This window comes from Sorangium sp. So ce834 (assembly GCF_051521425.1).
GTDB lineage: Bacteria > Myxococcota_A > Polyangia > Polyangiales > Polyangiaceae > Sorangium > Sorangium cellulosum_D.
Map to the genome: position 1 here is coordinate 5,034,472 of NZ_CP150351.1, position 19,292 is coordinate 5,053,763.

Here is a 19,292-nt window from a genome sequence, read left to right on the forward strand (position 1 = left end):
AACATGCAGGGGGACGGACGACGGCGATCGATCTTGCCCCGGCCTCGGCGGCGGAGCCCGCACCGGAAGGGCGCACCTTGGGTACCAATCGGCGCAGGAGAGCGACGTTGCGTCCTGTCGCGGGCGCGCCGGCGGGCGGGCGCCACAGCACACCTCGCGGGCGGCGGCGCCGCCACGCTGTGTGCGCTCGCCGGGCCGGGCGCGGGGTCGTGCTGCGTTGCGGCAACCGGAGGAGCGAGCGCCTCGGTCCTTGGTCGCCGCGACGCCCGCTGCGACCGCGGCGAGGTCGAAGGGCCCGCGCTCGACGCGCTCGAGACGTCGCGGTGCCCTCCACCGCCCGGCGCTGCGCGCTCTCCGGAGCCGGCTTCGTCCGCCGACGCTCGCGCCGGCATGCGCCGCACGCTTCCGTCGCGCCGGCGCGCGCCGCGCGCGTCCGCCGCAAACGAACTCGTGGAGCGGGTTGCCAGTGCTCGTGGCGCTGACTAGTCTCCGCGCCCGCATGAAGCTCGGCCGCGCACTTCTCCAGACACCTCGCATCGTTGGCGTGGGCCTCGCGGCCTCGATCTTGGGCGGGCTCGGGGGTGCCGGCTGCTTCGTCGACAGCGAGGGGCTCCCGCCGCCGGGCGCAGGGCTCTATTTCCCGACCGGCCTGGCGGCGTCCCCCGGCGGCCGGGTCCTCTACGTCGCGAACTCGGACTTCGATCTCCAGTACAACGGCGGCACGGTCCAGGCGCTGGATCTCCAGCGGCTGCGCAAGCGGGCGCTCGCGCTCCAGGCGTCGCTCGCGCCGGCCGAAGCGGGCGAGGGCGTCACCGTGAGCGCGGCGTGCGGGGCCGTGGGCCTCGGCACCAACCCGGCGCCGCTGAGCTACCCGGGGCCGTGCGCGCCGCTCGATCTCTCCTCCCTCCAGGGAGACGAGGCGGTCGTGCGGAGCTCGGCCGTCATCGGCGCGTTCGCGTCGAACGTCCTCCTCGTGCACCGGCCGCTCGCCGGCGACGCCGCCGGCGGCGACGCGGACGCGCCCAAGGCGCGGCTGTTCGTGCCCGTCCGCGGCGACCCCTCGGTGACCTTCTTCGACGTCGCCGACGATCGGCTCGACGCCCCCGACGCGCAGCGCTGCAGCGGGGACTCCTGCTTTCAGCTGGACTGCGGCGCGGCCGAGGCGGGGGGGCGCTGCGGCCGAGACCACCGCATCGGGGAGGATCCGGGCCAGGAGCTCCTCCGGCGCAAGCTGCCGCTCGAGCCGTTCGGCATCGCCGCCGGCCCGGACGGGACGAGCGTCGTCGTCTCGCACCAGACGGAGGACACCGCGAGCGTCATCGTGAACCCGTGGGAGAGAGGGAGGAGGCCGCAGCTGGCCGCGGTCCTCACCGATCTCGCCCTCGGCCCCACGGAGCTCGCGGCCGTGCCGCGCCCGCGCCTCATCGCCCAGCTGAAGGCAGCCGACCAGGAGATCGACTACCAGCCCGCGTTCGCGCTCACGTTCATCGCGGCGCCGCAGCTCGGTCTGCTCCGCTACCAGGAAGCGTCCGAGGGCGCGGCGGCGCTCCTCTTCGAGTCGCCCACCACCCCGATCACCGCGCTCGCGAACGGCACCGACTCCCGCGGCATCGCGATCGACGCGCGCGAGCGGCAGGCGTGCGAGGCGGGCTGCGGGGACGCCGACTACGCGTGCCTCGCGCGGTGCACGGAGATCCCGCTCGATTTGTACGTGGCGCACCGCTTCCCGAACTCGCTGCTCATCGGGGAGGTGATCACGACCCTGGTCGAGAACGCATCGGCCGATCCCGAGAGGCCCGAGGATCGGTGGGCCGCGGCGTACGAGACGGTCAGGATCCGCGACGCCGCGCGGCTCGCGGCCTACCCGTCGCGGGTCGAGGTGGGCGAGGTGATCGGGGCGGACAACCAGCGCCACCGCCGGGTCTTCGCGGCCGCGTTCGACTCGGGGCGCGTCTTCTCCTACGACCCGGAAGCGCGCCGCGTCGACGCCGAGATCGCCACCGGGCGCGGGCCGCAGGCGCTCGCGTTCGACACGGGCTACGCCTGCGGCGACGAGAAGGAGCGCTGCGACTGCGCGCCGGGCAGCGACGGCTGCGAACCCTATTCCCTCATGTACATCGCGCATTTTACCGACTCGTACCTCGGCGTCGTCGACCTCGACCTGCGCAAGGCGAACACGTCCGCACAGATGATCCTCACGGTGGGCACGCCGGTCCCGCCCCGGGAGTCCCAATGAAGCTGCGCGCCGCGGTCATCGCCCCTGCCTCCGTCCTGGCGCTCGCCGGGTGCGCCGAGGACCCCGAGCCGGTCGCCGTCGAGGCGCTGGCGCAGTCCGGCCAGAGCGCCTTCGTCTGCCTCGCCGTCGACCGGCCGGATCCGAAGGCGCCGGGCGTGGTGCGCTCGCTGCCGATCACCGACTGCGGGGACCGCACGGCCAAGTCGCCCAGCGACTTCGGCGTCGACGCGGCCAGCGGGGGCAAGGCCACGCTCCCGCACCTCTACGCCCTCGTGACGCAGACGTCGCGCGGCGAGATCGCGGTCATCGACATGACCACCGAGAGCTCGCCGATCCTCGATCAGGACACGGGCACGCCCGGCGCGAGCTTCCTCCCGGTCGGCGCGCAGCCGGTCGACATCATCGCGACGCCGGGCGGCACCGCGTCGTTCGTCGCCGTCGCCGAGCCGGGGCGCGCGGGCATCTTCGCGCTCCCGTCGTCGAAGGTGGTGCCGCGCACCGGCTGTCCGGTCCCGTCGCTCACCTCGTGGCCGGCGTGCTCGCTTCCTTCGCCGCCCGGCGAGGTGCTGCTCGCCTCCGATCCGCCGGATCCCGACGGCAAGCTGCGGGCCTCGTGCTCGGGCGCCTACGACGTCGAGCCGGCGAGCCCCGAGGAGGCCGAGGCGGGCGGCGACGCCTGCGGCAGCGGGAGCGGCGACCTGAGCCAGGAGGGGCTCGGCCGGCAGAAGCTCGTCGTGAGCATGCCCGAGCTCGGCGGCTTCGCCGTGATCGACGCGCAGACGCTCCTCCAGGACGAGCGGTACCAGGACGGCGGGTTCGCGCCGTGCGAGGTGGAGCGGTGGGTCCCCCTCGAGGTCTCGCTGCCCGTCGCGCCGCCGTCCCCGGCGCCCGACGAGGCGCCGGACGGCCCCGCCGCGTGCGTCCAGCCGGAGACCCCGGCGCGCCCCGCGCAGGCGGTCGCGACGCCGCGGCCCGCGGGGCTCGCGCTCGCCGGCGACCGGCTGTTCATCGGCGATCTCGACGCGCCGGTGATCCACGTCGTCCATCTCCCGACGCCCTGCGCGCCGACCGAGCTGCCCCCGCTCCTGCCCGCGTCGACGCTCGACCCCGCGCGCGTCGTCACGACGAGGCGCATCGCGGTGAGCCAGGCGCTCCCGCCCGACTTCCGCCGCTACCTCTACGCGGTCGACGCGGGCGACGGCAGCGTCATGGTCTTCGACGTCAGCGACGGCGCGTCCAGCCGGTCGCCGCTCGCGCGCCCCCATCCGGAGTGGAACCCGTTCCAGCCGCCCGACCGCATCCGGCTGACCGCGCCGGTCCGCGATCTCGCGATCGTCCATCGCGACGCCCCCGCCATCCTCCCCGCGTCGGGCGTGGCGCCGGAGGGCCTCCGGTGCGATCCGGATCCGGACCTCAGGCAGTGCGACGTCAACGTCGCCTCGTGCGACCTCGAGACGCTGTACCGCACCTCGCCGAACCGCGACTCCGGCGCCGGCCCGCTCAAGCTGCGCGGCTCGTTCGCCTACCTCGCGCTCACGAACGGCCAGGTCGCGGTCGTCGACGTCGACGACCTCGACGCGGCCTGCCGCGGGCCCGAGCAGCAGAGCGCACGCGCGGGCTGCGCCGGGGCGTCTCCCGGCGGCGAGCCGCTCAAGACGAGCGGCGAGGTCTCCTGCAACGTCGTCCTCCCGCACGCGCTCCGCTCGGAGGACTACGTCGTGACGAACGACGCCACCGGCGTCCTCGAGCCCGGCGTGCAAGGCCTGCCGATCCTCTACGATCGCAGCGGCGCGGTCGTCCCGCTCTCCGCGGACAGCCCGAAGATGCGCGCCACGCTCCCGTCCGAGGCCGCGGACGCGCCGGCGCTCGCGCTCGCGGTGGGCACCCAGCGCGCGGCGATCGAGTCGGCCGACACCGGCGAGAGCGCGCTCGACGAGCGGGGGCTCGTGCTGAGGTCCGGCCAGCCGCAGAACGCGCTGGCGATGAACCTCGAGGACCCCCGCGTGCACCTCGTCAACGAGGCGTGGACCGTCACCTACGAGGGGACGCTCCCCGGCTTCACGCGGACCTTCGTCCACTTCGACGAGGAGGCCGCCGTGAGGAGCGGCGACGCCCGCTTCTGCCGCCGCGGCGTGCAGAGCCGGGCCAGCGCCCGGGAGCAGCTGCTCGCCGCCGGCGTCCCCGAGGGCGAGGCCGACGCGCGGGCCGCCGAGCTCGCCGACTTCGTGCAGATCACGTCCGAGCTCCCGGGCGAGGACGCCGGCTACTGGGACGAGGTCGATCCGGCCGTGTGCTCGTTCGAGAGCTGCAACGCGAAGTACGGCAGCGTCATCACGTCGCGCCCGGGGCTCCGCGTCGCCGAGGCCTACGAGGACCGCCTCGCGCTCGAGTCGCGCGATCCCGCGGTCGACGAGGTCGCGTTCGCGGCGTGCTGCTTCCCCGGCGAGGTGCAGCTCGACGTCCGCCCGGCGCGCCAGTGGGTGGTCCGGAGCAACGCGGCCGGCTTCCTGCACCGCGTGATCGCCGATCCCGAAACGGGCAGGTGCCGCGACTCGTGCGACGCGCGCCTCGCGCGGCTCAACGGGCGCGTCGCGCACACGCCCGTCGACGGGCGGGTGACCGACGGCGCGCCGGGCGCGTTCGTCAACCCGATGTTCCGCTTCGCCATCACGGGGGGCGTGCCCGAGCAGGACATGCAGTTCCGCTTCACCACCCAGGGGGCGTTCAACCCCCTCTTCGTGGACCTCGTCAGGAACCAGGTGGAGCTCCAGCCCCAGGCCATCCGGCCCGTCCCGGCGACCGGGGAGATCGCCGTCACCGACGGCTCGTTCCAGGGCCTGATCCTGCTCGGCGGAAACGGCGCCGAGGTCGTGCGCCGGTTCCACTAGCTCCACCCGCCGAGCGGCGCGCGCCATTCCGGTTTCTGCGCCGAGTTTTCCACGAAAATCGCGGGATAATCGCGCTGCGAACGCTCGAGTCCCGCGTAGACCTTGCCGGGCGTCGCGGTTAAAACCCCGGCGATGCAACTGTCCGAGCAGCCCGCGGCCAGGAAGAAGCTCACGCCGGTGATGCGTCAGTACGAGGACGCGAAGGCGCTCCACCCGGACGCGATCCTCTTCTTCCGGATGGGCGACTTCTACGAGATGTTCAACGACGACGCGGTCCTCGTGTCGCGCGCGCTGAACCTGACGCTCACGAGCCGCAACAAGGGGGAGCCCGAGGAGGTCCCCATGGCCGGCGTCCCGCACCACGCGGCGCACGGGTACATCGCGCGGCTCCTCGCGCTCGGCCACAAGGTGGCGATCTGCGAGCAGTGCGGCGACCCGTCGAAGATCAAGGGGCTCGTGCCGCGGCAGGTGGTGCGCGTCGTCACGCCGGGGCTCGTGACCGAGACCGAGCAGCTCGACGCGCGCGCCAACCACTACCTCGCGGCCGTCGATGGCGGCGGCGCGCCGCGCGGCGACGCCGGCGCGGCGAGCGGGCCGTACGGCCTCTCGCTGCTCGATCTCTCCACGGGCGAGCTCTCGGCGACGTCGGTCCCGGACGCCGCCACGCTGCTCGCGGAGCTCTCCCGGGCGGATCCGCGCGAGGCGCTGATCGCCCGGGATCTGCCGGACATCCGCGCGGCCGCGACCTCGCTCTCCTGCCGCGCGGCGCTGCGCGACGACGACGAGCTCGACAGCGCGGACGTCGCGTCGATCCTCGACGACGCCGCGATCGAGCCGATCTCGGCCGCGGCGCTCGCCGAGCACCCGCTCCCGGCGGTGCGCGCGGCGGCGCGGGCGCTGCGCTTCGCGCGCCGCTGCAGCCCCGGCGCGCGCATCCCGGTGCGGCGCATCGCCCCGCACGACACCTCGGGCACGCTGCGCATCGACGAGACGGCCCAGGCGCACCTGGAGCTCGCGCGCGCCGCCGACGGCGGCCGCCGCGGCACGCTCCTCGACGTCATCGACTGCACGGTCACCCCGGGCGGCGCCCGGCTCCTGCGCCGCCGCCTGCTCACGCCGCTCGCCGACGTCGCGGCCATCCGCCGCCGCCTCGACGAGGTGGAGCTCTTCGTCGCGAACCCGCGCGCCCGCGGCGAGCTGCGCGAGGCGCTCGGCGGCGTCGGCGACCTCGAGCGCCTCAGCGTCCGCGCGCTCCTCGGCGAGGCCACGCCGCGCGACCTCGGCTGCCTGCGCGACGGCCTCGCGGCGGCCCCGGCGGCGGTCGCCGCGGTCCGGTCGATCCCCGACCTCGGCGACGGGGGCGCGGCGCCGCTGCTCGCCGAGGCGGCGGCCGTGGACGTCGCCGCCGACGTCTGCGCCGAGCTCACCGCCGCGCTGGTCGAGCGGCCGCCGCCGAACGCGCGCGAGGGCGGCATCTTCCGCGAGGGCTACGACAAGGAGCTCGACGAGGCGCGCGCCGTGGAGAAGAACGCGACCGAGCTCATCCTCGCGCTCGAGGCGAAGCTGCGCTCGCAGACGGGCGCGCCGTCGCTCCGGGTCAAGTACACGCGCGTCTTCGGCTGGTACATCGAGGTGACGCGCGCGCACGTCGCCAAGGTCCCGGACAGCTTCCGCCGCAAGCAGACCGTCGCGACCGGCGAGCGCTACACGAGCGACGAGCTCGACGAGCTCGCCGACAAGATCGAGCACGCCGGGGCGCGCGCGCTGGAGCGCGAGGCCTCGCTCTTCGAGCGGCTGCGGGGCCTCGTGGCGAAGAGCGAGGGCCGCCTCCGCGCCCTCGCGCGCAGGCTCGCGGCGTGGGACGTCGCCGCCGCCCTCGCCGACGTCGCCCACCGCAACGACTACGTGCGGCCCCACGTCACGGCCGGCGAGGCGCTCGCGATCCGCGACGGCCGCCACCCCGTGGTCGAGCGCTACGCGGCCGCGGGGCACTTCGTGCCGAACGACACCCGCCTCGATCTCTCGGGCGAGCGGCTCTGGCTGATCACGGGCCCCAACATGGCCGGCAAGTCGACGCTCATGCGCCAGGTCGCGCTCATCGTGGTGCTCGCGCAGATGGGCAGCTACGTGCCGGCGCGCGAGGCCGAGATCGGCCTCGTCGACCGGATCCTCTCGCGCGTGGGCGCGAGCGACAACGTCGCGCGGGGCGAGAGCACGTTCATGGTCGAGATGCGAGAGACCGCCGAGATCCTCCGCGACGCCACGCGGCGCTCGCTGGTGATCCTCGACGAGATCGGCCGGGGCACGAGCACGTACGACGGCCTCGCGATCGCCTGGGCGGTGGCCGAGCACCTGTTCGACGCGATCGGCTGCCGCGCCCTGTTCGCGACGCACTACCACGAGCTGACGGAGCTCTCGGCGCGCGCGCCGGGCATCGCGAACTACTCGGTCGCCGCGCGCGAGCACGGCGACGACGTGATCTTCCTGCACAAGCTCGAGCCCGGCCCCGCGAGCCGCAGCTACGGCGTGGCGGTCGCGCGGCTCGCGGGCGTGCCCGAGGGCGTGCTCGCGCGCGCCCGCGCGATCCTCGCGACCCTGGAGTCGGGCGCCGCGCTCCCGGGCGGCAAGCACGCCTCGCTCCGCGGCCGCACGCGCGGCGGCGCCGCGCAGCTCGACCTGTTCGTCCCGGCGCAGGCCGCCGTGACGCCGGAGCAGGCGGCTGTCCTCGAGACCCTCCGCGCCGTGGACGTCGATCGGCTCGCGCCGCTCGACGCGCTGCGGCTCGTGGCGAAGCTGAAGGGGCTGCTCGGCGGCGCCGGCAAATGACCGCGGCGGCCGGCCGCGCCGGCCGATGGCCGCGGAGGCCGGCGCCAGGCCGGACCGAGGCGGCGCCGCGCCTCAGTCCGGCGCCGCGATCTCCCGCAGCTCGGTGCCGCCCGCGTACGCGTAGCTCACGAACGAGTCGAACCCCGTGACGAGCAGCCCCACGGGCGCGGAGGCCGCGATCCGGTGCACGCCGTCGCGCTGCCGCCCGGGCAGCACGTTGTCCGGCGCCGGCAGGGTCGGATCGATCGACGCGAAGCTCAGCTGGCAGCGGTAGACGACGAACGGCGGCGCGCCGCCCCCGCGCTGCTCGTCGGTGAGCCCGTCCGCTGGCGCGATCTCGCACTCCTCCGGCCCGAGCGCCACGCCGTCGAGCCGCACGACGGCGGACGGCGGCGCGATCACGGAGATGAAGTCGAACGCGTACTTGTCCGGCGTCAGGAACACGTAGTCCTGCCGGAACTGCTCGATGGGCGGCAGGATGACGAGGCTCGGGTCTCCGCCCGGCAGCCCCTGCCGCACCCCGGTCGCGTTCTGGCTGGCCATGATCTGCGACACGATGACCGGCTCGGAGCTCTCGATCGTGAAGTCGCCCCACGCCATCACCTCGTGGAACGCGCCCTGCGACGACAGCGTGATCCGGTCGTCCGGCGGCGGCAGGGTCGTCGTGATCGCGGCGCCCTTGCTGCTCACGGCCACGATCCTGACGTACTCCGGCTCGGGCACGATCTCGATCTGCGCGCCCGCCTGCTTCACCGTCTGCGACCGGTTCGGCGTGTGCGGCACCGCGAAGCGCTTGCCGGCCGCGCGGATCGGGTCGAGCTGGTCCTCCAGGTGATCGGCGCAGCAGCGCCGATCCGCGAGCTTCGGGAAGTGGGGCGCGTCCGACGCCTCGCTGCCGGTGAAGACCGCGATCGGCTGGTCGGCCTTGATGACCGAGCCGGTGAAGTCCTCGTTGAACCCGCCGGTCTCCAGGTTGAGCACGTCGAACGCGCCGAGCTTTACCTCGATCGACCCGCCTGCCGGCGTCTCCGGGACCGGCCCGCCGCCGACGATCTTCGCCGTCGTCTTCACCTGCACCGTGGTGTCCTCGCGCGTCCCGACGATGGTCAAGAACGCCCGCAGATCGGTCGGGTTCAGCGGATCGAAGTTCGTGTCCGGATCGTCCGTGCTCGCGATGGTCTGCGGCCACCCGGCGACCACGTACGCCGTCGTCAGCGCGCCCGGGCTGTACGTCAGCGCCTCGCGCGGCTTCAGGAGCGAGGCGTCGTTCGAGAACACGTTGGCGTTCTCCAGCGGGTTGAACTGGTAGGCGACGACGGGAAATTTCGAGGTGATCTTGTACGCGTGCCGCGTGAGCGCCGTGTGCGTGCCCGCGTTGTACTCGCCCTCCGGGCTGCCATCGACCTCGCGCGGCCCGAGCTTGAACACCTGGAGATAGAGCGGCGCGATCAGCGCGCTCGCGATCTCCACGGGGGCGGGCGGATCGCCGGGCGCGCCGTCGTCCTGGAAGATATGGACCTCGTTGGGCACGTCCGGCTGCGGGTTCGAGATCACCACGGCGAACTGCTGCGCCGCCGCGTTGCTGGTCGCGTCGATCAGCGCGTTGTCCAGATCGACCGCCCAGTACTCGCACCCCACGTTGCTCCGCTCGATCTCGGCGGCGGCGCAGAGGTGGAGGCAGCTGCCGCCGCGGCACGCCTCGCCGGCGTCCGGGTCGCACGTCTCGAGCACGCCGCCGAAGCTGCCGTCGGGCGCGCACGTCACGACGTCCTGCCCTCGGCACGACGTCACGCCGGGCACGCACGCCCTGCACCCGAGGTCGATCGACGCGCACACGAGCCCCTGCGCGGCGCAGTCTTCGAGCGTCACCCAGGCGGGCCCGGCCGCGGTCTCCTCGCAGCGCGAGAGCTCCGCGCCGCACCGCATCTCGCCGGCCGTGCACGGCGGGGGCGGCGGCGGCTCGTCCGGGAGCTCGCCCCACCGGAGGCCGCTGTCGAAGCAGCTCGGCGCGAGCCCGAGGGCCGCGGCGGCGAGGAGGGCGGCGGCCGCCGCGCGCCGCGGGCGGGCGCAGCGCCGTGACCTGCGGGATCGCGTCGGGGGGAGCGGCTCGCTCATCACAGGTGCGCGCTGAAGCTGTCGAGGGAGTACGCCGCCATCCCTTGCGGCGTGAGCTGCCGGTAGACGAGCTTGCCGTAATCGAACCCGTCGATCCGCGCCCCGTACACGCCGATCGTGACCGGCCCCGGCGGCAGCGCGCCGTGATCGAGCCCGAGCTGCCGGATGTCGGGCAGCTCGACGGCGTGCGACCCGGCCGGCACGGCCACGGTCCACCGGATGAGACCGCTCCCGCTCGCGATGTCGTAGACGCTGAGGTCGACGGGCGCGCCCGCGCCGAACGAGGTCGCGAGGTGCGCGCCGTCCCAGGCGCCGTTCTGCGCCGGCGTCTCGAGGGTCGGAACGCCCACGAAATCGCCGATGCGCACCGGCTCGCTCGTGCTGATCGAGAGCGCGCGGCCGACGACGGACAGCGGCGCGAGCCCGGCCTGGCCGGTGACGGCGCGCGCCGAGGAGTGGTAGCGCGCCCCGAGCAGATCGCGGTTGAGCGGCGGGACGCCCACGAACGAGAGCCGCCCGTCGAACGGGATCAGCGGGCTCTGGGCGCCGGCGGGCAGCGTGGCGTACCCGTCGTTGCCGATCATCAAGGACACGTTCGCCTTGATCCGGTCCGGCCCCTTCGGCCCCTTCGCGGGCGCGGTGACATCCATCCTGAGGGCGTGATCGAGCGGCTGATCGATCCGCACGAACACGTCCGTCGTCACCCGGTTCGGGAGCAGCGGGATCCCGCGGACGATCCCCATCGCGTACGCGGTGAAGCGGGGCGGGGTCGTCGATCGATCCTCGACGCCCGCGAGCGCGTAGATCGTGCGGTTGCCGGGCGCGAGGTACATCGTGAACCCGTGCCCGAGGTCTCCCGGCGTGTCCGGGGTGATCGCCTGGTACTCCGGCGGCAGTTTGAAGGTCGCGAGCGGATCGGCCCCCGTCGTGAACACGTACGCCGCCTTGCGCTCGGTCTCGCGCTGCGGGCTCGGGATGTTGCCCCACGCGGCGGCCCCTGGATCCAGCGCCGTGTCCCAGACGAGCTCGCCGTCGAGCACGGCCGCGCTGCCCACCTTGCCGCCGACGGGCGGGGGCGGATCGCCGGAGGCGCCGCACGCGGGCGTGAGCACCGGGTCCAGGTACACGGTCACCGTGTCGACCGGCACGAAGGCGAACGAGATCGGGCTGTGGCACGTCGCGGCGACGGTGACGGTCCGCGGGGCGTCGAGCGAGGCGTCCTCGAACACGGCGACGCCGGACGCGTTGGCCTCGCCGAGGAGCGCGGAAGAGAGGCTGCTGCCCACGACCACGCGCGCGCCCGGGATCGGGTCGCCGGTGAAGTTGTTGTAGACGAGGACCTTGAGCCGTCCGGCGAGGGGGCCGCCGCTGAGCCCGCCCTTGTAGCCGTTCTGGCTGTCCTCGTAGGTGTAGCCGTCGAGCACGAGGATCGTCTCGTCGCCGGTCGTCACCGAGATCGTCTTCGCGCCGGGCGTGCCCTGGGGGACGGTGCAGGCGAGCCGGGTCGGCTCCAGGACGGCGAGCGACGTGCAGGGCTTCTGACCGATCCTGGCGACGGTCGTCGCGTCCCAGCGCGTGCCTTGCCCGATGAGCTCGATCGTCGTGCCGCCCGAGATGGGCCCGCTCGACGGCGACGCGTAGAGCGCGTCGTAGACGTAGCCGCCTGGCAGCGCTCGTCGGGTCGACGCGTCGTCGCCGTTCTGCGCCGCGAGCTCCACCGGCCCGGCCGCGCCCGGCGGCGCCACCACCTGGACCCGGCTGGGATCGATGGGCACGATCGCGGACGGATCGACCTCGACGTCGCCGAACCAGACGCGGACCTTGGAGCTGAAGCCGTTTCCGTGGAGCAGGACGCGCTGGCCCCCGTTGAACGGGCCGTGCGTCGGGTCCGCGCCGAGCAGGGCGTGCGGATCGGCGTCCGGGAGCCCGGCGCCGGCCGACGAGGACGTCGTCCGCGGATCCGTCCCGAAGTCGCCGCCGCCGCCCCCGTCGCCGTCGGTCTGCCGGCGGATGCCGCTCGGGGCCGTGGCGATGCAGGCGGAGACGACCGCGAGGCCTGCGCAGATCGGGGCGAAGCGTGCAGGAAGGAAGCGTCGTGACGCGGTTCGCACGCGCCGAGTGTACGCCATCGTGGATGCCGGGACACGGCGCCCCGCGCCCCGCGGCGCAGCGGTTCCGTGCCGCGCCGCGCCTCGTCCGAGCAGCGCGGCCGCGTCGGATTCATGCGGGACGACGCGCGCTCGCACGGGCGCGCCGGCCGAACGCCGCGGCGCGCGTGCCGCGCGTGCCTCGATAACTCGATAACTCGATAACCCCGCGTAACCTTGCATAAATACTTGAAAATATCGGTCCCGTGCCCACCGCCGCCTCCGCTTGACAAGCGCGGCGCATCGGGGTAGCAAACCGCCCCCTTCTCGCGGTTTCGTGACGAGGGGGACAGCGGCGGTCGAATCCTCGCCGTCGCTGCGACGAAATCCACACGCTCTCCTGGCACCCACGGCATTCCGCGGCCCGGTGCCCCATCGGCTCGGACGCTCCTGTCCGTGCGTGGGGTTGGCGGCGGGAGGGGGAGCGGCGGACCAACCGAAAGGACACAGCCGTGACCGATACGAGCATCTCCGCATCCGCCCCGGCGGCCGACACCATGCAGGCCGTTGCCCCCCAGCAGGGGGATTTCCCGCTCCCGCTCCGCTCGCTGCTCGACGCGGGCGTGCACTTCGGCCACCAGACCAAGCGCTGGAACCCGAAGATGCGGCCGTTCATCTACGGCGCGCGCAACGGCATCCACATCATCGATCTCGACCAGACGACGCGGCTCTTCAAGCGCGCGTACGACTTCCTGACCGACGCCGTCGGCCGCGGCGGCCACGTGCTGTTCGTCGGCACGAAGCGCCAGGCGCAGGACATCGTGCAGGAGGAGGCCCGCCGGTCCGGCATGTACTTCGTCACGAACCGCTGGCTCGGCGGCACGCTGACGAACTTCCGCACGATCAAGCAGGGCCTCGATCGCCTCCGCACCCTCGAGCGCATGAAGGAGGACGGGACCTACGAGCAGCTGCTCAAGAAGGAGGTCGTCCGCCTCGAGAAGGAGCGCGAGCGGCTCGAGAAGTACCTCGGCGGCCTCAAGGGCATGGGCGGCCTGCCCGCGGCGATCTTCGTGATCGATCCGCACCAGGAGTCGATCGCGATCAGCGAGGCGCGCAAGCTGAACGTCCCGGTCGTGGCCATCACGGACACGAACTGCGACCCGGATCTCGTCGACTTCGTGATCCCTGGCAACGACGACGCCATCCGCTCGATCCGGCTGATCACGGCGCGCGTCGCGGACGCGTGCGTCGAGGGCGCGCAGCGCCGCAAGGATCACGGCGAGGGCGCGCACGGCTCGCAGCCCCCGGCCGGCGGCCGCGGCCAGCGCGACGAGATCAACGTCTACCAGGGCGGCCGCGGCGGCCGCGGCGGTCCGCGCCAGCAGCAGGCGTCGTAGCGCGGCGCGAGCCGCATCGGAGAGCGGCCCGGCGCACGGGCGGCGGGTGACGGCGTCGCCTCCCGCCCGGCGCGGTGGAGACCGCGGGAGCGCGGAGGGCGCGGGGACAGAAATGAAAATTTCACGCCTCTGCGCCTTCTGTGCCTCTGCGGTCCGGCGGATCGTCGCGCGGGCCCTCGTGATCACCAGTCTGAAGTGCGATGAAGAGGGGCCGCTCGGCGCGGCCTCTTCCTATCTAGGTTGAAGGAGAAAGAGCCATGGCCGGCATCAATGCGCAGGCGATCAAGGAGCTTCGTGAGCGTACCCAGGCGGGGATGAGCGACTGCAAGAGCGCCCTCACGGAGGCCGAGGGCGACATGGAGAAGGCGGTCGAGATCATCCTGAAGAAGGGTCTCGCGAAGAGCGCCAAGCGGGCCGGCGCGTCCGCCACCGAGGGCGAGGTTCGCGCGGCGGTCGCGGCCGATCGGCGGAGCGCGACGATGGTCGAGGTCAACATCCAGACCGATTTCGCCGCCCGCAACGACGTGTTCCGGCAGTTCGTCGGCGACGTGCTCGCCGCGGCCGAGAAGGCGCCGGAGGGCGCGGACGTCGCGCAGCTCTCGATCGGCGGCAAGCCGGTCGCCGACGTCGCGACGGAGCTGACCGCGCGCATCGGCGAGAAGATCGCGGTGCGGCGGTGGGATCGGGTGTCGGTCCCCGAGGGCAAGCACGGCGTCGCGCACGCCTACGTGCACCTCGGCGGCAAGATCGGCGTGCTCGTGGCGGTCGAGGCCGCGAGCCAGGCGGTGGCGGATCACCCCGAGGTGCAGAAGTTCGTCGAGGACACGGCGATGCAGGCCGCCGCGATGAGCCCGCTGGTCCTCCGCCGTGAGGAGATCACCGAGGAGCTGAAGGCGAAGCAGAAGGAGATCTTCGAGGCGCAGCTGCGCGAGGATCCGAAGCCGAAGCCGGAGTCGGCGTGGCCGAAGATCATCGAGGGCAAGTTCAACAAGTGGTACTCGGAGGTCGCGCTGATCGAGCAGGAGTCGGTCGAGGCGGCGTCGCGCGGCGTGACGGGCCAGACGATCGACAAGCTGCGCGAGGCGGCCGCGAAGGCGGCCGGCGGCGAGGTCAAGCTCACGCGCTTCGTGCGGTACGAGCGCGGCGAGGGCATCGCCAAGAAAGAGGACGACTTCGCCGCCGAGGTGGCGAAGATGGCCGCGAGCTGACGCGGTCCGATGGGGGGGCGCCTCGCCGCCGTCTCGATCGATCTCGACGAGGTCCCGAACTACTTCGCCATCCACGGGCTCGCCGTCCCGGAGCGCTCCGGGGCGGCGGCCTCGCCGAGCGCCGTCTATGACACGGCGCTGCCGCGCATCGCGGCCTTCGCCGCGTCCCACGGCATCCCCGTCACGCTGTTCGCGATCGGCCGCGATCTCGCGCGCCCCGCGAGCGCGGCGGCCTTGCGCGCGCTGAGCGACGCGGGCCACGCGGTCGAGAACCACTCGTACGGGCACCGGTACGACCTCTCGCGGCTCCCGCGCGCCGCGATCGCCTACGACGTGCTGCTGGGCGCCGAGGCGATCGCGGAGGCGGTCGGCCGGCGGCCCACGGGCTTCCGCGCGCCGGGGTACACGGTGAGCGACGCGCTGTTCGACGCGCTCGACGCGGTCGGGGTCGCGTTCGACTCGTCGGTGTTCCCGTGCCCGCCGTATTACGCGGCGAAGGCGCTCGCGATGGGGGTGCAGCGCGCGAAGGGGAGGGGATCGGCGGCGATCCTGGACACCCCGCGGGTGCTCGCGGCGCCGCGGCGGCCGTACCGGCCGGGGCGGCCGTGGTACCGGCGCGGCGGGCGGCGCTTCGTCGAGCTGCCGATCCAGGTGACGCCGGGGCTGCGGCTGCCGGTGATCGGGACGAGCGTGGCGCTCGCGGGCGCGACGGGGGCGCGGCTCCTGGCGCGCGCCTGCGCCGGGGAGGCGCTGGTCAACCTGGAGCTGCACGGGATGGACTTCCTCGACCGGGGGGACGGCCTCGAGGCGCTCGCGCCGTACCAGCCGGAGCTCCGGGTGCCGCTCGGCAGGCGGATGGAGGCGCTGGGGGCGTTCGTGGACGAGGTCGCGCGGGGTGGAGCGAGGTTCGTGCGGCTGGACGAGGCGGCGGGGGAGCGCGGGCTCGTGGAGTGACCGGGGGAGGGGGTCGGCCTGCGGCGCGAATTCCCTGACGGGCATGGTGCCGTCGGGTACCTTCCCGGCGATGGAGTTCGAGCGCCTCCAGGAGCTCTACAACCGCTGCAACCCCGACGAGCCGCTGTCGCCGGGCGACGAGCGCAACGTGGACATCGACGTCCGCGGCGTCCGCGGGGCGCACTGGACGAACAAGCTCGCGCGCCAGATCGAGCTCTCCAGGACGCCGGTCTGCCAGCTCTTCACCGGCCTCCGCGGCACGGGGAAGAGCACGGAGATCCAGCGGCTCGCGGCCAGGCTCTCCGATCCGAAGCGGCGCAACCTCCTCACGGTCCTGATCGACGCCGACGATGTCCTCGATCTCACGGTGGAGATCGACATCTCGGACGTGCTCGCGCTCGTGCTGCTCCACGCCGAGCGTGCCGTCCTGGCCGCGGAGGGCGGCAACGCGACGAGCGCGTTGACGGACGGCCCTCACCGGCGACTCTGGGCGTGGCTCTCGCGGACCGACGTGGAGATCGGAAAGCTCACCGCGGGCGTGGAGGCGGGGGCGAAGGCCGGGGTTGAGCTCAACCTCAAGACCAACCCGACCGTCCGCCACCGGGTCCGCGAGATCGTCGCCAGGCACCTGTCCACCTTCGTCCGGTTCGTGCACGACGAGGTCCGGGAGCTCGACTGGCGCGCGCGCAAGCTCGGGCGTTCGGGCATCGCGATCCTCTTCGACTCGCTCGAGAAGCTCCGGGGCACGAGCCTCACGTGGAAGCCGGTGCTCGAGAGCGCCGAGCGCATCTTCTCGACCGGCGCGCCGTACCTCCAGCTGCCGGTGCACGTGCTCTACACGGTCCCGCCGGCGCTCGCGCGCCGCATGGTGGAGCCGCCCGTGGCGTTCCTGCCCATGATCAAGGTGCGGGACATCGAGGGCAGGCTTCACCCCGAGGGGGTCGAGGTCATCACCGAGCTCGTGAAGCGGCGCATCGACGACGACGCGCTCCGAGAGATCTTCGGCGAATCGGCGCTCCGGGACCGGCTCCGCGCCATCGCGCTGTGGTCGGGCGGCTACCCGCGGGAGATCGTCCGGCTGCTCCAGACGCTGCTCGAGCTCGAGACGTTCCCCGTCGACAGGGAGACGCTCGAGCGGGAGCTGCGCCGCGCGGGGAACGGCTACCGGAGCATCGTGTACGACAGCGGCGCGATCCCGTGGCTCGCGAAGGTGAACCGCACGAAGCAGCTCATCACAAGCAATGAGCAGGAGCGCGAGGCCGCCGACCACCTGCTCCAGAACAACGTGATCCTGCGTTACCTCAACGACGACGAGTGGGTCGATCTCCACCCGTCGGTGGCGGGGATGCAGGAGCTCGCGGGGCCCTTTCCCGATGCGAAGGACGCCGCGGCGGAGAAGGGCGCATGACCGGCGCCGCGGGCGGGGAGCGCTCGCGGCTGATCCGGGCGCTCGCGCTCTCGCGGCGGTTCCACCTCTACGTCGCGCGGTGCGCGAGCCCTCGGGCGGCGGATCAGCTGGTCGCGGAGCTCGAGGCCGAGCTCCCGCGGCTCGGGCGCGCGGACGTCCGCCTGGTACGGCTGGAGCCGTACGGCGGGCGGCCGTCGGACACGCCGCTCACCGACGGTGAGCTCGCCGAGCGCGTCCTGGTTCCGCTCCTCGACCCGCCCGAGGAGCTCCGCGGCGCGATCCACCTCGTGGACGCGTCGCGCGCGGTTTACGCGGACACCGCGGCGTGGACGCGCCTCTTCTCGCTCTGGAACGAGAAGCGCAACGTCCTCGGCCCGTCCCGCGGCGAGGTCGTGGTGATGCTGCCGGCCGTGCTCGCGCCATCGTTTGCGAACGCGGCGCCGGACGTGTGGTCGATCCGGAGCGGCGAGTACGGCATAGACGAGGTTGCGCCCGCCCGTGGCGCTGGCCTGGAGAGCGGCGCGCAGGGCGCCCTCTCGTTCGTGGGCGTTGCTCGCGTGGCCCTTCCCGCAATGGCGGCGACGGCGGCGGGGAGCGTGAGCAGGCGTTTCGACGACGCACTGCTGCTCCTCCGGGCCGTCCCGCCGCTCGCGCTCTTCGGCGGCGATCTCGTGGTCCGACCCTGGGTTGAGAATCTCCTGTCTGCGCGCTGGGCCGCTGATCCGATGAGCGAACCAATCCAGGAGCGCGAGCCATGGGGCGTTGAGCCGTCCGTCCTGGCGCGAAGGGAGCTGCGCCGAGCCGATGATATGCTTGCTGTGCGGTGCTTCGACGGTGCAGAGGAGCTCCTCGCCGGTCTGCTGGAGCGCGCCGACGCCGACGACACGGAGCTGACAGCCGTCGCGCTTTCGGAGCTTGCCATCGCGATCGCCGCGCAGGATCGCGCGGACGTCGCTGCTGTTCATGGGAATCGGGCCCTTTCACTCCTCGGCGCCGAGCTCGGCGGAGGGAGCGCCCGGACGGCTCTCTCGCCGTACGTCACTGCGTGCGTGCTGCGGGCCAACGCGCTCGTGCACTGGTGCCTCGGTCATCTCGAGTATGCGGAGCAGCTCGATCAGACGCTTGCGGCCGGGCATGAGGCGCCTACAGAGATCGCCCGATGGTTCCATCGTGCCTTCGTCGCTCGATCGCGCCTTCTCCGGCTCGTCGAGCGCGGCCAGATCGCTGCGGCGCGAGAGCAGGTCCCCGCGCTGCTCGATTCCTGGCTGCACACAGAGAGGGCGATGGGGCGCATTGTCATCGCGGATCTAGAGTTTCTCTCCGGCAACCTCGATACGTCGGTTCGGGCGCTTGATCAAGCTCGCGCCGAGGGCACCGTCTGGCCGGAGGCGCACGCGAGCCTCCCTCGCCGCTGCGAAGTCGCCACGGCGCTTGTCGAGATCGCTCGCGGAAATGAGGAGCGAGCCTCGAAGCTGCTCGGGGGTCCGAGGAATTCACCGGCTCCCTCGCACTTGAGGGAGCCGGAGCCAGAAAGCGGTTTCAGGGCAGAGGCCTTCCATGCGGTGACGTTCGGGCTCCTCGCGACGGTCACGGGGGATCGTGGAGGCGCCTCCTTGTCGTTCGAGCGCGCGCGCGGTTTGATCGCCGATTGGGGTCGATGGGGCCTGGACCGGCGATCACGCCTTCGCGCACAGCTCTTGATCGAGCTGCTTCGAGCTGCGCTAGAGCCGGACGGCGATGGCGCGGTCGCCGCCGCGCGCGACCTCACCCGCCGGGCCGAGGCGCTCCTTGGCGACACGGCCGAGGATCAAGTGAGCCGCGTGCTCGCCGTGGCGGCGCATCGCGAGCTGGCGCGGCGCCTGGCGAGCGCCGGCGCTGGCGACGCTCGCTCCGTCGCGCAGCGCGCAGCAGCGCTCGCCCAGCCCCTCGGCAACCTCGGCGTGCCCGCCTGGGACGCGCTGCTCACCGCCGCAGCGCGTTCGCTCTAGGTTGCCGCGCGCGGCGTGCCGCCAGCGCACCTGTTGCCCGCTGGTAGCCAGGAAAATTGATGCAGTGCGTCGTGCGCGCGTTCCCGGTGCGTCGTGCGCGCGTTCCCGGTGCGTCGTGCGCACGTTCCCGGTGCGTCGTGTGCGTATTCCCGCGCGTCGTGCGCACGTTCCCGGTGCGTTGTGCG

Annotated in this window: 11 protein-coding genes; 8 read left to right on the forward strand and 3 right to left on the reverse strand. The window is 73.3% G+C overall.

Annotation, left to right across the window (positions count from 1 at the left end; genetic code table 11):
- Positions 1 to 544 precede the first annotated feature (544 nt).
- Both WMF20_RS18260 and WMF20_RS18265 read left to right on the forward strand, forming a co-directional pair.
- Complete coding sequence (locus WMF20_RS18260; RefSeq protein ID WP_437615305.1) at positions 545 to 2,236, forward strand: hypothetical protein; 1,692 nt, start codon at positions 545 to 547, stop codon at positions 2,234 to 2,236.
- A complete protein-coding gene (locus WMF20_RS18265; RefSeq protein ID WP_437615307.1) occupies positions 2,233 to 5,124 on the forward strand; it encodes a hypothetical protein in 2,892 nt (963 codons plus the stop codon). The genes WMF20_RS18260 and WMF20_RS18265 overlap by 4 nt, the downstream gene beginning before the upstream one ends.
- Here WMF20_RS18265 and WMF20_RS18270 read toward each other — a convergent pair.
- Entirely contained in the window at positions 5,121 to 5,297 is a 177-nt protein-coding gene (locus WMF20_RS18270) for a hypothetical protein (protein WP_437615309.1), read from the reverse strand. The two genes, WMF20_RS18265 and WMF20_RS18270, sit on opposite strands and share 4 nt — an antisense overlap.
- 7 nt (positions 5,298 to 5,304) lie before the next feature.
- On the opposite strand from WMF20_RS18270, the gene mutS reads away from it, so the two are divergent.
- On the forward strand, positions 5,305 to 7,950 hold the full coding sequence (mutS, locus tag WMF20_RS18275; protein WP_437615311.1) for a DNA mismatch repair protein MutS: 2,646 nt from the start codon (positions 5,305 to 5,307) through the stop codon (positions 7,948 to 7,950).
- A 72-nt stretch (positions 7,951 to 8,022) separates the two neighbouring features.
- Here the strand turns inward: mutS and WMF20_RS18280 are convergent, their stop codons facing one another.
- Entirely contained in the window at positions 8,023 to 10,065 is a 2,043-nt protein-coding gene (locus WMF20_RS18280) for an IgGFc-binding protein (RefSeq protein WP_437615313.1), read from the reverse strand.
- Positions 10,065 to 12,176 carry an IPT/TIG domain-containing protein gene (locus WMF20_RS18285; protein ID WP_437615315.1) on the reverse strand — a complete coding sequence of 704 codons (2,112 nt, stop codon included), beginning with the start codon at positions 12,174 to 12,176 and terminating at the stop codon, positions 10,065 to 10,067. Before WMF20_RS18285 ends, WMF20_RS18280 begins: the two co-directional genes overlap by 1 nt.
- A 488-nt stretch (positions 12,177 to 12,664) precedes the next feature.
- Between WMF20_RS18285 and rpsB the strand changes: the two genes are divergently transcribed.
- From rpsB to WMF20_RS18310, 5 genes are all read left to right on the forward strand, one after another.
- Complete coding sequence (gene rpsB, locus WMF20_RS18290; RefSeq protein WP_275938218.1) at positions 12,665 to 13,549, forward strand: 30S ribosomal protein S2; 885 nt, start codon at positions 12,665 to 12,667, stop codon at positions 13,547 to 13,549.
- 257 nt (positions 13,550 to 13,806) lie between these two features.
- Positions 13,807 to 14,757, forward strand: a complete 951-nt coding sequence (gene tsf, locus WMF20_RS18295) for a translation elongation factor Ts (RefSeq protein ID WP_437615317.1) — start codon at positions 13,807 to 13,809, stop codon at positions 14,755 to 14,757.
- Positions 14,758 to 14,766: 9 nt separating this feature from the next.
- Positions 14,767 to 15,711 carry a polysaccharide deacetylase family protein gene (locus WMF20_RS18300; protein ID WP_437615319.1) on the forward strand — a complete coding sequence of 315 codons (945 nt, stop codon included), beginning with the start codon at positions 14,767 to 14,769 and terminating at the stop codon, positions 15,709 to 15,711.
- A 43-nt stretch (positions 15,712 to 15,754) separates the two neighbouring features.
- The gene (locus WMF20_RS18305) at positions 15,755 to 17,119 is read left to right on the forward strand and encodes a hypothetical protein (protein ID WP_437615321.1); all 1,365 of its coding nucleotides are present in this window, start codon (positions 15,755 to 15,757) and stop codon (positions 17,117 to 17,119) included.
- 287 nt (positions 17,120 to 17,406) lie between these two features.
- The gene (locus WMF20_RS18310) at positions 17,407 to 19,107 is read left to right on the forward strand and encodes a hypothetical protein (protein WP_437615323.1); all 1,701 of its coding nucleotides are present in this window, start codon (positions 17,407 to 17,409) and stop codon (positions 19,105 to 19,107) included.
- The last annotated feature ends 185 nt before the right edge of the window (positions 19,108 to 19,292 follow it).